Origin of the sequence: Ferruginibacter paludis, from assembly GCF_030409685.1 — a bacterium.
GTDB classification, from domain to species: domain Bacteria; phylum Bacteroidota; class Bacteroidia; order Chitinophagales; family Chitinophagaceae; genus Ferruginibacter; species Ferruginibacter paludis.
The window spans coordinates 176,321-189,786 of sequence record NZ_JAUFQJ010000006.1; the positions used below are offsets into that span (position 1 = coordinate 176,321).

A 13,466-nucleotide genomic window follows, 5' to 3' on the forward strand; every position below is an offset into this window, starting at 1 on the left:
ACCGGACAATTGATGTACGATACCATTAGATTATTGTACGACAGCAGCGTAATGCAATAGTTTTCCTTTGTCATCTATTCCTTCTATTGTTATCCTGAAATTTTTTGCATTGGTAAAGTTGGAGAAAGAAAAATGTAAGTTGCCATTGGTATCAGTAGCTATATCCGGGTTCCAGTACAACGTTCTTGCGGTGTTTTTGATATTGGTTGATGTGTTGCCGTAGCTGGGTTCATAAAATTCGCGGGTGATGGAATAGCCATTATACATAACAGCTGTTTTTCCCTTTATAGAGAAGCTTCTATAGGGAATAACCTTACCTTTTTTTAAATACACAGCAATTGTACCCAAACTTCCCCCGTTGTTTGGGGCCATTGCAAAAGGCGGGGGGATGTATCTAACCAGGGCAATGCTTTCCAACGGAATTTTTCTTAAAGCTTCGTAAGAAACAAGCACTTCATTTATATAAAAAAAGGGTCCCGCCTGCTGTTCATCCGGGGTGACAGAAGGAGTTTTTTCAGTGTTTACCGAACGGGAAAAGAACCGGGGATTTTTTTCATTTCCACCAACACCCAATGCCGGCATATATTTTTTTAAAAAACTATAAAACCCGGGAATGGTTGGAAAAGAATCGTTGATCATATCAACAGTGTAAGTATCTTTTGTTTTAAAATATCCGCTGGTATATTTTTTTATAAGATCGGTTGTTGAGATCGTATCAACCGGGTTATAGTTGCGTGCTGTTTGTTTTACAGGTTGCCTCTGCTCATTTTGTTCTTTTTTGGTCCGGCTCTTCCATTCGTTTGAAGTAAGCAATTCCTGGTTGTGCAGTGGTCGGTTTAAAGTTGCAATCTGTATAATACTGTCAACTGAAGACGTGTAAAATTTCACCCTGATCCCTGTAGTGTCAATACTTTTATCTGACGATGCCCAATTAAAATATACAGAAGACTTTCCGGAAAAATTGTAATTCTCTAATACAAATTTGCCGCTGCTGTCCGGCCTTACATAGCCTGCATAGCTTGATGAATCTGGTGTTTCAACAAGTATGTTTAAAGCAAAAAGGTCCTTATCTTTTATTTTTGAATAGTTTGTTATTTCTCCTGCTGCATACAAATCCTGCTCTGCTTTATAACGCAATGCAACAGGCTCATGATTCAGTACCTGTTGCCATTTAAAACGCCTCCATCCATTTGTTTGCATAATGAGGTCAAGTGCTTTTAACGTGCTGTCGCTGGTATTATTAAAATAGTAAGCAGGATTGTGGATATACCCTTTAAGTTCTGAACTAAGAAAAAAGTTGGAATAACTATTTCCCTGCAAATCATCCTGCGCATCTTTGTCTGCATCGGTAACGGCAACAGCATAGCTGCCTTTTTTTACCTGCCCTCCATCTGCGGCTAAAAGTTTTACAGTATAGCATAATTTGTTTTTTGCATTTGCAGCAACACTATCCTTTTGTAATATTGCGCTTAGCGCATCTTTATTATTGTTGAAAAAAAGTCTTTCCACCAAAGGCTTTTTTTCGCTGCTGTCAAAAATTGTAAGGCGAAGAATACCGGTACCAAAACCTGTCTTCGAAATAGTAAATACGTTCTTTCTGCGATGGATCTCTAACGGAAAAGTTGCCACCCTGCCATTATTTTGGCAGACAGCAAGCATAAGTTTTTTATAATTGGCAAACTCATTTCCTTTATAGTTTACAGACAAATCAAAAGAATCTGCCTGGTTACTTACATGTATTGAAATGCCTTCTTTGCTGGATGCGGGCAATTCCAGACGCTTCATGCTGCTGTCGGGGAAATGTACGTAAGCGCTGTAATGCAAACCAGGGAATGCTGTTATATCAAACTCTCCCATTCCATCATGAAATGTTTTAAGCAACGCAACTACTTTTTGATTATCGTCTTTTATTTCTCCGTACACAGCGGCAGGCATACCAAACTGGTCTATTGTTTTAAAAGCGATGTGACATAAATTACTGTCAACAATGTCACCTCCTTCCGGAAAAAAGTGGATGGTATATTCCGGCGATTGATTCTTGTATTTTACTTCTTCCTCCGCATCGTTGCTATTTTTTATGAAGATGGTTTTTTCAAAAAGGGGCGCTTCAAAGTTCAGCATCCATGCTGTAAATGCCCGTAAGGTATAATTGCCGGTTTCAAGTGAATCCGGCAATTGGATATCGCCGTTACCATTGCTAAACTGCAGTGGCAATTTATTCAATAACACAATATGGCCTTTGTCATTTACAAGTTGTACATAGGCAATCTTGCTAATGCCCGAAGGCATATCATATGCCGTACAAAACACTTTATACCAAATGGCTTCGCCTGTTGCATAAACAGTACCATCTGTTTGCAGGTAAATTTTTTCGCCGGGATATTTGTTGTAATAGTCAAGTACTGCAGATTGAAGATCACCAGGATAATGGTCGCTTATAAATGAGCAAAAAATCAGGGGTATAACAATGATGTAGCGTTTATAACAGGCCATATGGATACTAAAAATAAAGGGAATTTATATATTTACGCCATCTGATTTGATTGACCCAATATATATTCTTTAATAAGCTCCCATCAATCAGCATTCCCCGGATATATCCTCCTTAAGGCAGGAATGTTAGTAACCCGTAACCCTACCTGCTTATAAAAACTCAGGGAGTTGGAATTTTTTCTTCCAGCATTTTACTGTTTAATTTATCGTAGTAGGTACAAGTCATCAGGCTCATATCAACCGTCCATTTTTCCACGCCGGTTGCTGCTGCGTTATTGCAGAAGGTTGGGTAATCGGTTTGTCCTCGCTGGTGGCTTTTTAAGAAATGTCTGAACCTTTCTTTATCGCTGATATTTGCGATGGTTAGTGTAGCATATTTGCGTTCAGATTTAATTTCGTACTTGTCATCTCCAAAATATACGGTACGACCATTGCTGACGTACGTGTTATATTTTTTAACGTCGAGCTTAATCAGCTCCTGTATATACTTTGGAAAATCTGCACCAGTTTTAACTTTCGCATGTGCCTCTTTAATTTCTTTCAAATCAAACATTCTTTATTCTTTTTGTTTGGACAAATTTAAGCAAGTATTGCAGAGCAGATAATAACAGCCCTGCAAAAGCTTTGCATCAGGAAAGCTCCTATGGCACCGGGCCAACGCAAAACTATTGTGGCCGGCGAAGGGCCGGCCACAATAAGTAACAGCTTTTTTGAATGTTATAAGGTTGCCATGTCAATTACAAAGCGATATTTCACATCTCCTTTTAGCATACGTTCATAGGCTGACGAGATATCTTTTATATCAATCATTTCTATGTCGGAAACGATGTTGTGTTCGGCACAATAATCAAGCATCTCCTGTGTTTCGGGCAAACCACCAATACCCGACCCTGCCAGGCTTTTTCTGCCGCCAATAATAGCGAAAGCCGAAATGGGGGAAGGTTCGGAAGGTGCACCCACGCAGATCATCACCCCGTTGGTTTTTAGCAACCCTAAATAATCATTGATATTGTGTTTGGCAGAAACGGTATCCAGGATAAAGTCAAAACTACCCATTGCAGCCTTAAATTGTTGCTCATCTTTTGTTACCACAAACTTATGCGCCCCCAATTTTTTTGCATCCTGTTCTTTTTCTGGTGAAGTACTCAACACCGTTACTTCAGCACCAAAAGCCACCCCAAATTTTACGGCCATGTGTCCCAGTCCGCCCAGCCCCGCTACGGCTAGTTTGTGCCCCTTGCCTACCTTCCAGTATTTCAAGGGAGAGTACGTAGTAATGCCTGCACATAACAAAGGAGCTACGGCGGCAAGGTGTAATTTATCGCTGATGCTTAGTACAAAATCTTCGTGCACCACGATGGTATTGGAATAGCCTCCATAAGTAGGTGTTTTTTTATCCTGCTCAAGGCCATTGTAGGTTTGTGAGTTGCCATTTAAGCAGTATTGCTCCAGGCCTTCCTGGCAATTTTCGCAGGTACGGCAGCTGTCAACAAGACAACCTACCCCTACCAGGTCGCCCACTTTGTATTTTTTTACATGGGCTCCCACTGCTGCCACCTTACCCACTATTTCATGCCCCGGAACCATCGGAAAAATACCGGGGAACCAATCATTTTTTATCTGGTGAAGGTCGCTGTGGCAAACGCCGCAATACATAATATCAAACTGAACATCATGTTCACCTACATCGCGGCGCTCAAAACTCCATGGCGCAAGTTCTGTTTCCGGTGATTGTGCTGCATATCCTTTTGTTGTAATCATAAATAAAAAAGTTTGTTTCGTTTTAAGTGAACGCATATTACAAAAGTAAAGTGAAATAGTTGCGTTTTTTATTGGATTCTGCAGGCGTGGAGCCAGGAGTATTATCTATTGAAAACAATTAAAAATGTCACAATAATGCTATTTTAAAATTATATCTATATATAATAGCTAACGGTTTATGATAGCTGTTTTCCCGGCATTCTTAAATCAGCAGCTTTTGTACGAAGTACGAACCCGCAGGTCAAAAAAGACTTTAATTTTCCAGTCCTGTCACGGTAATCCTGAAACTTACAAACAAACAAATTTATATATCATTTCGGGTTTCCGAGGCTTATTGAGAGTAATTGATTGTTTTACAATAAATTACAAAGAATAGAGCCAAATTTTACATCATTTGGCCGTTTTACTGACAATTTTTCGGTGTGGAAAAGTTAATAAGCTGAAAGCAATGTATTTATATATTAGTTTAATCCTTACCAAGCCATTTATGCCTGTTTTCGAACAAACTAGCCCTATTTTTGCCTTGCATCAGCCGTACAAAAAATGCTTACAAAACTGCCATATTCATAATGGCACTGATTAACCCGAACACCAATATTTAATATCCTCCAACACTTTACCGAAAAACTGTTTAAAGAGAAACCCGGTTTCCTATGAGTATTTCTTTACTAAAAACAGTACAATGAAGACAACGACAATACGCAGAGAAATTGGTCTGCTGAGTATGCTGGTGCTTTTGTTATTCCAGGCCCATACTCAACCGCAAACCGAATTGCTGTTAGCTTATTTGCCGCACGATTCTGTAACAATTAAAACGACCGTAAACAATCAGCTTGCAGCTATTCCTTTGCAACCTGCGGTACGAAAATCTGTTGATCAGTATCTTGATGAAAATGCGGAGATGCTCGACATCGTTAAGAAGCAGAACCCTGCCAATTTTAAAACCATTCGCAAGGTCTTGCTTAAAAGCGGCCTGCCTGCTGGTTTATTATACCTTGCAATCGTAGAATCTGAACTAAAAAACAGTGCTACTTCCAACGCCGGTGCTGCGGGCATCTGGCAACTGATGCCTGAAACTGCACGGACATTTGGTTTAAAGGTGAATGGCAAAACAGACCAGCGAAGGGACGTATATAAAAGTTCTGTAGCGGTAACTGGCTACTTTAATGAGTTATACAAACAATTTGATGACTGGTTATTGGTAGTGGCGGCATACAACTGCGGTGCAGGAAAGGTACACAAGGCAATCAAGCAATCCGGCAGCCGTGAGTTTTGGAAAATGCAACGTTTTTTGCCAGCTGAAACAAGCGCCCATGTAAAACATTTTATAGCTACGCATTTTTATTACGAACAAAATGGAAGTGAGGTAACATTAACAAAAAAAGAACGAAATAAGTACCTGGCTTCGTTGAATGATGTAGCGGTTAAAACAACTACAGCTCCATCTCCCGCAACAGTTGACCAGCCTGCGGATCGTGTTACAACCGACAAACCAGCAGTTGAATTGATAGCAGAGTTGAAAAAATAAAATTAGCTCCGATATAATAATTTGAAAGAGCAATTGCGTTGATGCAATTGCTCTTTTTTTATTTTGTTCAATTCATTAACTGCTGAATGCAAAATGTATATGGATATCTGTTGAAATAAGTCTGCCGTAAAATTATAATTCCACCCAATTCTATTGCCGCGGAATCAATCCCAGTTGTTGCATAAATGCTAAGTTATCAAGAAAGTCTCTTTTTTCTGCAATCTTTCCACCAGCCATGCAAACAAGGGTTACGCCATCTATATCAACTTTTTTACGTGTTGCCGGAATGCCGAAGAACAAGCCGGTATGTGTTACCCGGAAGTCCCAGTGCTTTACCAGTTTGTTGCCCATTCCAAATACGTTTTTAATGGTAAATGTAATATCTGAGAATCCCGTTAAATAGTTATTGTAATAAGCACGTGCACTGTGAATACCAATAACATCAGCCAGGCTGGCGTGCATGACCACACCCTTGGCAAAATTGGAGTCGTTGAATTGATCCAGCTTCCTTTTATTGATAATCTCGTCCCAAACGTGCGTGTACATTTTTATATTCGCTGCTACTGAATCAGCGAAGGTTGCTTTTTGCGTGTCGCCGGTAGTATAACTGCAGGAAAAAAATGTAGCAAGGATGATTGGTGGTAAGAACAATTGCAATGGGTGAAATCGTTGTCACATCTAATGTTGGTTTGAGCAATAAAATATTTTGCCGGAATCGGTTGAACACCATGCTGAAGCTAATTAGAAAATTGCGAATAAATGTGTAAGCTGTTGCGGTAGCTGCATCGGGTGTTGAGGGGAGCACCTATTGCAAAACGGTTTGCCAAAAGATCATATCACTGCTTCTGGTGCTATAAAAGAAATGAGGTTGTTGTAAAAAAATCACGTGCAATATTGTTATCTTCCGTTAACTAAAATCATACTGCATGCAATCACCTGACCAGTTAAAGCGCTCGCTTGGATTACCCTTTGTTATTGTACTGGTAGCGGGGAATATAATAGGTTCAGGTGTATATAAAAAAGTGGCTCCCATGGCGGCTGAATTACATTCACCGGGCTGGGTGCTTATTTGCTGGGTACTAGGTGGCATCATCAGTTTAATGGGTGCATTGAGCAATGCGGAAGTGGCAGGTTTACTGGCCGGCACCGGCGGCGAATATGTGTACTATAAAAAAATCTACAACAAGTTTTTCGCCTTCCTTTTTGGCTGGTCTTTGTTTACCATCATTCAAACGGCGGCGATCTCTTCGCTGGCCTATGTGTTCGCAGAATCATTAAACAGTATTATTGCGTTGCCGGATGTATTGCCGAAATGGGCTAGTATTAGCATTGGTGGCGTGTTTCATCCGTTTACAGATTTGAATGTAAAGCTGACCGCCATTGTGCTGATTGTTTTATTAACCTGGATCAACAGCGCCGGCATTAAGGCCGGTGCCGGATTTAGCACAGCCTTAATGATCCTGATACTGGCGGGTATACTCCTGATAATCGTCTTTGGTTTTGCCAGTCCGCACTCCAGCATCAGCAGTGTGTTTGATTTAAAAACGACCGATGGTTCTACGGTAACTTTCAGCGCCGTATTTACGGCTATGCTGGCAGCATTCTGGGCGTACCAAGGCTGGGCTTCCACGGGATTTGTAGGGGGCGAAATAAAAAATGTAAACCGTAACCTGCCGGTCGGCATTGCCATTGGTGTTTTAATTGTGATTGTGATTTACCTGCTGGTAAACGCAGCGTATCTATCCTTGCTTCCCGTTCAAAACCTGGAGCAAATTCATGATGCAGGCAATAAAATTGCAGCCGTTGAAGCGGTACGTGTATTCGGTGGTAATACCGGCGTACTGCTGATTTCCCTGCTGATTTGTGTTACTACGCTGGGCTGTACTAATGCAACCATTTTGGTAAGTTGCCGCCCCTATTTTGCCATGGCCCGGGAAGGAGTGTTTTTTAAATCAGTTGCCAAACTGAATAAAGCGCAAGTACCCGGCAACTCCTTATTATATCAATGCGTATGGGCCATCCTGTTGATTTTTTCCGGTACATTTGACCAGCTGACAGACATGATTATTTTTGCTGTTTTTATTTATTATGGCGCCACTACGCTCGGCGTTTTTATCTTAAGAAAAAAGATGCCAAATGCCCACCGGCCTTATAAAGTATGGGGCTACCCGGTTGTGCCGGCCATTGTTATATTGTTTTGCGCTGCCCTTTTTATCAATACCATTATTGCCCGCCCGAGAGAAGCCGTAATCGGGATGGTGCTGATGTTAACTGGTGTTCCATTGTACTGGTGGTTTCAGCAAAAAAGGAAAAGTGAAGGTGCGATTGACTAAAGCGAAACGCCACTTTTTTAAGCTCTAAAAATATCTTACATGATCAGTTACTCACTTTTACAACCCATACATAATCTGTGACGGACTTTAACGAAGCAGGTAAACTAATCTCCACTCCATTTTGTTGTTGCTTCCATGACAACCTGGATTTACTTCCCAGCAGTTGCAGCCTGACTTTTTTAGAAAACTGAATTTTAGTAAGCAACTGCTTTGTTTCAGGGAAATTAAAAAAGAAGATGTATTGCGTTTTACCATCCTTTGATTGTGTATACCGGATAGACTCTCCTTCATTAAAACTGGAAAAGATGCGGCTGCCATAAATGGCTTCTCCGTTTACCTTCATCCAGGCACCAATTTCTTTTAATCGCTGGTAGGCATTGGGATCTAACTCACCATCCGGACCGGGGCCGATATTTAATAAATAGTTGCCACCCTTGCTTACAATATCTACGAGCTTTTCAATGATTTCATTGGCAGTTTTATAGGTGTCGTTGGGCACATAACTCCAGCTGTTGCCCATCGTCATGCAGGTTTCCCATGGATAAGGCAGGCCGTTTTCCGGTATGTGCTGTTCCGGTGTAAGATAGTTTTGTTGTTCGCCGGGTACGGCCCTGTCTACCACAATTAACTTTGGTTGTTTGGCCCTTGCCTCCTTTACCAGGCGTGGCATATCAATATCCTGGCTCTGCGGATTGCGGGCCCACCTGGAGCCTTCAGATGTATCAGAGAGGTAGCGTTTAATTTCTTCATCTGATGTTTTCCTCACCTGTCCGCCATCCAGCCAAAGAATATCCACCTTGCCATAATCACTCATCAGTTCATTGATTTGGTTGTGCGTAAAGTCAGTAAACTTTTTCCATTGTTCAGGATATTTTTTGATTGAATAATTCGGGTTACGATCCGCTGCCGGAAATTTTTTCCACCAGTAAAAGTCGCTGTGCCAGTCAGGCTTGGAGAAATAGGCGCCGATCCAGAAATGCTCTTTCCTGAAAGCCGAAAATATTTCTTTGGTAACATTGCTTCTCGGGTTGGCAGCAAACGGTGTTTTAGGATCGGTGATTTTATAATCGGTGTACTTCGTATCAAACATCGAAAAACCATCATGGTGTTTGGTGGTGAATACCATGTATTTCATTCCGGCATCTTTGGCAGCAGCAGCCCATTTTTCCGGGTTAAATTTTATGGGATTAAAAGTAGTTTGCAAATTTTCATATGCCTTAACATAGTCGTTGTAATTGTCCGCTACGCCTGGTTTTCTGCCTCCCGTTGCCCAGCTTAAATCTTCCGGGCAAATGCTCCAGCTTTCCACCACACCCCATTGGCTGTAAGGCCCCCAATGCATCAGCAGTCCAAACTTTAAATCTTTCCATTCGTCCAGGCGGTGCTGTATAGCCGTATCTGGATCGGGATAATATTCCTGGTGCTGAGCCTGCGCACATTGACCACTGATCATGCTTGCTGCTAAAATAAAAACGGCTAAAAATAGCTGGCGGGTGAGTTTCATAAAATAAATGAAATAGATAATGATTGATTGAAATTGCCTGCTGTAAATGTATTGATAATTTGAATTGCCGTGCCCGCAATCATGGGCAAGCTAAATTTGCGCTGCAATAAATTGGACAGAATTTATTCAACCTTCTTAAGTTCTTTTTTAACGCCCCACGCAACATGCCAGGCATGCAAAATGCTTCCATCGTTCTTCGTTTCAAATTCTATTTGTTGGTCGGTACCATTGTCAAAAAAGAACTTTTTATCTGACTCCGGCTTCAGATTAACATCTGCTCCGAATTTGGAAATTATTAACAGGCTGTCGTTCCTGTTAATAATTTCTACCGGGAACATGGCCATAAATGGCGGCCTGGTAAGCTGCATCTGGTACTTACCGGTATAATTAACTGACGCATGTGGTGGTGAGACTTCTTTATGCAGGTAAGGTAACAGCACTTCTTTATTAAGCGTAATACCAGCCAAACCATTTGCTATAAAAGGCGCATTGGATTCATTGTTGGACAGAACTATTACCGTGACATCATCGTTTGTATAGCGCATGTGCATGCTGACAAACCCCGGGAAGTAACCATTGTGAAAAATTAAATTGCCAAAGTTGCTTTGCCCCATGATCATCCCGTACCCAAAGGTAACTTTTGGAAATACTTTTTGAGCATGGGGAGAAAGCATTTCCTGCTGTGTTGCCGCCGTAAGTAAGCTGTGATTTTTAAGTGCACGGTCCCACTTTAAAAGATCTCCCGTTGTAGTTAAAATCATTCCCTCGCCTGCAATGCCGGAAAAGTAAGTGGTCCACGCAGAGTCCTCACTGCTGGCCGGCACATATTTTTTCAGACCGGCAGAATAAACAAAGCCATTACTATAATCCAAGAAATCTTTCTTTGGACGCGGGCCATTGGCAACCGAGGTATGCGTCATTCCCAACGGCTTAAACACCTGCTTATCCAAATATGTTTTAAAGGATTGTCCCGATACTTTTTCGACAATGGAGGCCAGCAGGTTAAAGCCCGTTCCTGAATACATTACGTTCTCTCCAGGTTTAAATAAAGCAGCTGGTTTTTTGAGCGCCAGCAGTTTTACAAGATCATCATTTGTCGCTATTTTATTATGATCAAAATATTTCGCTACCAATTCAAACCCATCGGGTATGCCTGCACTGTGCGAAAGCAATTGCCCGATAGTTACATTCGTATAAGGAAGTTCCGGAAAGAATTTCCGAAGCGTATCTGCATAGCTGATCTTGCCCTTATCCTTCAATAGCAGTATTGCCATTGATGTGAATTCTTTTGCAATAGAACCACAGTCAAAAATGCTGTTTTCGTTGAGATTGCTAAGCGTATTATAATCCGCATAACCAAAGGATTTTTGATAAAGAATAACACCATTTTTTGCAACCAATACATTTCCATTAAAGCCATACAGATCAGCCTGACCCTGCATGTATTTATCAAGGCTTGATTGTTGTGCAAATAAACTGAACGGCAAAATCACCAGTGTAAATAAGCATTTCATAAAGTTGAGTTGATGTTGTATGAAGTATTGGGGAAGCTACTGAATACAAACTACAAAAAATTGCGTACACAGCGCAACTTATTACAGCCAGACTGAATGAATATTTTAACCGAGAATTTTTATTGGTGCAAGGCTGATTAGTTTTTACTCCCCAGCAATTGCTCTTTGGCAATGTGATGATGAATGCCCTCGAGCACGCCTGTGCCCATTGGATTTTTTGTAAAATAAATGGAATGGTATTTTTTAAGGTCTTCCATCTCTGCACTGTAATTGGATACTACAATGCCTTTGGCTTTGCCCTTCAGCATGTCTTTATCGTTACCGCTGTTACCGGCGGTTATAAAATGTTCCAGCGGCATTTTCCATTTGTAACTCAGGTAGCGTACGGCGCTGCCTTTACTGGCACGAAATGGCAGCAGGTCGAGGTATTTATTATCCGTTAGCAATACCCTTGCACGCAGCTTATGATCATCTAAAAATTTATACAAGTCGGCCATGGCATCTTCGTCAAAATGAGCGTCTACATAATAGCTTAATTTAAACCGCCATTGCGCCGCTTCTTCCTGCAAATAAATACCGGGGAATTTTTCCAGCGCCGCTTGCAGTTCTTTTCTTTTCCATTGGTAATTGATATGGCTTTCCCAACCCTTGTCGGGAATGAATTTATCGGTATAAAAAATTTCCGAGCCGGCTGAGCAGATCAATATATCGGGTTTTGGCAAATCGTATTGCGCAAAGGCCTGTTCTGTGATATACCTGTTTCTTCCACTGGCGATGCCGAATACTACCTTTCCTTTATTGTCGGCAATCCATTGTGTAAATTCTTTCAGCCCCCGTGAATCATTGCCTTCAACCAATGTTCCATCCAGGTCAGAAATGATGAACAATTCCGCATTCGCCAGCTTTTTTCCATAGGCCGTTGTGTGGGGCAGGCTGCCTTCTTCCAAACTTTTCCTTTGAAAAAGTTCATTGATGAGTTCGATGTATTTGTTGGCATAAGATGTCCATGAATACAATTGGTTGGCACCGGCAATGCCGTTCGTAGAATATTTTTCCCATACCTGGCTATCAGAAATAATTTTTTTGAGTGCCTCGGCGATGGCCTTCGGGTCTTCCACATCTACCAGCAAACCATTATCACATTGTTCCAGTATTTCTTTCGGGCCGCCGGTGGGCGAAGCGATAATGGGCAAACCGCAAGCGGCGGCTTCCACGATGGTAAGTCCGAAATTTTCGCCAGGTGTTGCGTTCACAAATACGCCCTTTTTGCGGGCAGCCACCCGGTATATTTCGGGTACTTCCAGCTTGGGATCATTCTTTTTTGGAATGGCCATTTTGCCGTACAGGTCGTACTTATCCAGCAACAATAACAGGTTGGTCAGTATATCTCTTTCATCATCCGGCATCTGCGAAATATCTTTTCGTACACCGGCAAAAATGGCCAGGTTCGCCATTGCCTGCAACTCCTTATCCTGGCCATAGGATTGTATAATGGCTTCGAAATTTTTGCGCTTGTCTGCACGGCCGATAGACAATATCAAAGGCTTGGCAGGATTAAATAAAAATCGTTCAATATCAGAATTGATGCGGTACAGAGCCTGCTCCTGTTCCATCGACATTTTAAATGAAGGCATGTCCAGCCGGTAAAATGGATAGAACAATTCATCATTCACTCCCGGGGCAATTACCTTAAATTTCGCGGCATTCACATTATCGTATAAAGCATATTGCGTATCGATGATATGCTGTGTACTTACTACCATAACATCCGCTGCTTTAAGCAGGTTCTCCTCCACAGCAATTCGCTTCGCCATGTTAAACTTTTCCTCAATTTTTTCTTCCGTCATACCTTCCTGCAACAGGATATTTTTTTTGTTGCGCCCCAGTGAATGACCGGTTGCCAAAAAGGGGATACCGAATATTTCGCTTATTTGCCCGGCGAGGTAATTACCATCCGCATAGTGCCCATGTACGATATCAGGAAAGTCTGCTTCTTCATCAATAAAACGGATTGTTTTATCAATAAATTCATCCAGGTAATCCCACAGCGTTTCCTTTGGCCTGTACATGTTGCCACCACAGGCCATTCTGATGATACGGGCTTTTTCATTCACCACCTCCACCTCTTTTTCATAGGAGGAAGACACCCGCTTATCAATGATTTTGCGGGTGAATAAATCTACCTTTCGTACCTGCGGATGAAGCGAAAGATGCTCAAGCATTTCGAGCACATATTTCACCTGGCCACCTGTATCTTTATCTCTACCGATCTCCGGATCGTTGAAACGGATGAGCCCGTGAGGGCTGTATAACTGTATATAATATTCTTTCAT

9 protein-coding genes are annotated in these 13,466 nt (G+C 41.6%); 2 read left to right on the forward strand and 7 right to left on the reverse strand.

Features of this window, described 5'->3' with window-relative positions; all coding sequences use genetic code 11:
* Positions 1-30 precede the first annotated feature (30 nt).
* The 3 genes from QWZ08_RS11280 to QWZ08_RS11290 all read right to left on the reverse strand — a co-directional run bounded on the left by QWZ08_RS11280 (position 31) and on the right by QWZ08_RS11290 (position 4,254).
* On the reverse strand, positions 31-2,493 hold the full coding sequence (locus QWZ08_RS11280; protein ID WP_290337513.1) for a hypothetical protein: 2,463 nt from the start codon (positions 2,491-2,493) through the stop codon (positions 31-33).
* 160 nt (positions 2,494-2,653) lie between these two features.
* Complete coding sequence (locus tag QWZ08_RS11285; protein ID WP_290337514.1) at positions 2,654-3,046, reverse strand: DUF1398 domain-containing protein; 393 nt, start codon at positions 3,044-3,046, stop codon at positions 2,654-2,656.
* Positions 3,047-3,210: 164 nt separating this feature from the next.
* Positions 3,211-4,254 (reverse strand): NAD(P)-dependent alcohol dehydrogenase, encoded by a 1,044-nt coding sequence (locus QWZ08_RS11290; RefSeq protein WP_290337515.1) that lies wholly within the window; start codon positions 4,252-4,254, stop codon positions 3,211-3,213.
* Positions 4,255-4,936: 682 nt separating this feature from the next.
* On the opposite strand from QWZ08_RS11290, the gene QWZ08_RS11295 reads away from it, so the two are divergent.
* Positions 4,937-5,782 (forward strand): lytic transglycosylase domain-containing protein, encoded by an 846-nt coding sequence (locus QWZ08_RS11295; protein ID WP_290337516.1) that lies wholly within the window; start codon positions 4,937-4,939, stop codon positions 5,780-5,782.
* A gap of 150 nt (positions 5,783-5,932) precedes the next feature.
* Here QWZ08_RS11295 and QWZ08_RS11300 read toward each other — a convergent pair whose 3' ends face one another.
* Positions 5,933-6,439: an ester cyclase gene (locus QWZ08_RS11300; RefSeq protein ID WP_290337517.1), complete on the reverse strand. Its 507-nt coding sequence runs from the start codon at positions 6,437-6,439 to the stop codon at positions 5,933-5,935.
* Positions 6,440-6,708: 269 nt separating this feature from the next.
* Between QWZ08_RS11300 and QWZ08_RS11305 the strand changes: the two genes are divergently transcribed.
* Positions 6,709-8,115, forward strand: coding sequence for an APC family permease (locus tag QWZ08_RS11305; RefSeq protein ID WP_290337518.1), 1,407 nt, complete (start codon positions 6,709-6,711; stop codon positions 8,113-8,115).
* Positions 8,116-8,158: 43 nt separating this feature from the next.
* Here the strand turns inward: QWZ08_RS11305 and QWZ08_RS11310 are convergent, their stop codons facing one another.
* The 3 genes from QWZ08_RS11310 to QWZ08_RS11320 all read right to left on the reverse strand — a co-directional run bounded on the left by QWZ08_RS11310 (position 8,159) and on the right by QWZ08_RS11320 (position 13,466).
* Complete coding sequence (locus tag QWZ08_RS11310; RefSeq protein ID WP_290337519.1) at positions 8,159-9,619, reverse strand: alpha-L-fucosidase; 1,461 nt, start codon at positions 9,617-9,619, stop codon at positions 8,159-8,161.
* A 122-nt stretch (positions 9,620-9,741) separates the two neighbouring features.
* A complete protein-coding gene (locus QWZ08_RS11315) occupies positions 9,742-11,133 on the reverse strand; it encodes a serine hydrolase domain-containing protein (RefSeq protein WP_290337520.1) in 1,392 nt (463 codons plus the stop codon).
* 137 nt (positions 11,134-11,270) lie between these two features.
* Complete coding sequence (locus QWZ08_RS11320) at positions 11,271-13,466, reverse strand: HAD-IIB family hydrolase (RefSeq protein WP_290337521.1); 2,196 nt, start codon at positions 13,464-13,466, stop codon at positions 11,271-11,273.

What these genes read in the sequence shown, in the direction of transcription:
- QWZ08_RS11280 (WP_290337513.1), bottom strand. Translation starts at nt 2,493, where the DNA reads ATGGCCTGTTATAAACGCTACATCATTGTTATACCCCTGATTTTTTGC.
- QWZ08_RS11285 (WP_290337514.1), bottom strand. Translation starts at nt 3,046, where the DNA reads ATGTTTGATTTGAAAGAAATTAAAGAGGCACATGCGAAAGTTAAAACT.
- QWZ08_RS11290 (WP_290337515.1), bottom strand. Translation starts at nt 4,254, where the DNA reads ATGATTACAACAAAAGGATATGCAGCACAATCACCGGAAACAGAACTT.
- QWZ08_RS11320 (WP_290337521.1), bottom strand. Translation starts at nt 13,466, where the DNA reads ATGAAAGAATATTATATACAGTTATACAGCCCTCACGGGCTCATCCGT.
- QWZ08_RS11305 (WP_290337518.1), top strand. Translation starts at nt 6,709, where the DNA reads ATGCAATCACCTGACCAGTTAAAGCGCTCGCTTGGATTACCCTTTGTT.
- QWZ08_RS11295 (WP_290337516.1), top strand. Translation starts at nt 4,937, where the DNA reads ATGAAGACAACGACAATACGCAGAGAAATTGGTCTGCTGAGTATGCTG.
- QWZ08_RS11310 (WP_290337519.1), bottom strand. Translation starts at nt 9,619, where the DNA reads ATGAAACTCACCCGCCAGCTATTTTTAGCCGTTTTTATTTTAGCAGCA.
- QWZ08_RS11315 (WP_290337520.1), bottom strand. Translation starts at nt 11,133, where the DNA reads ATGAAATGCTTATTTACACTGGTGATTTTGCCGTTCAGTTTATTTGCA.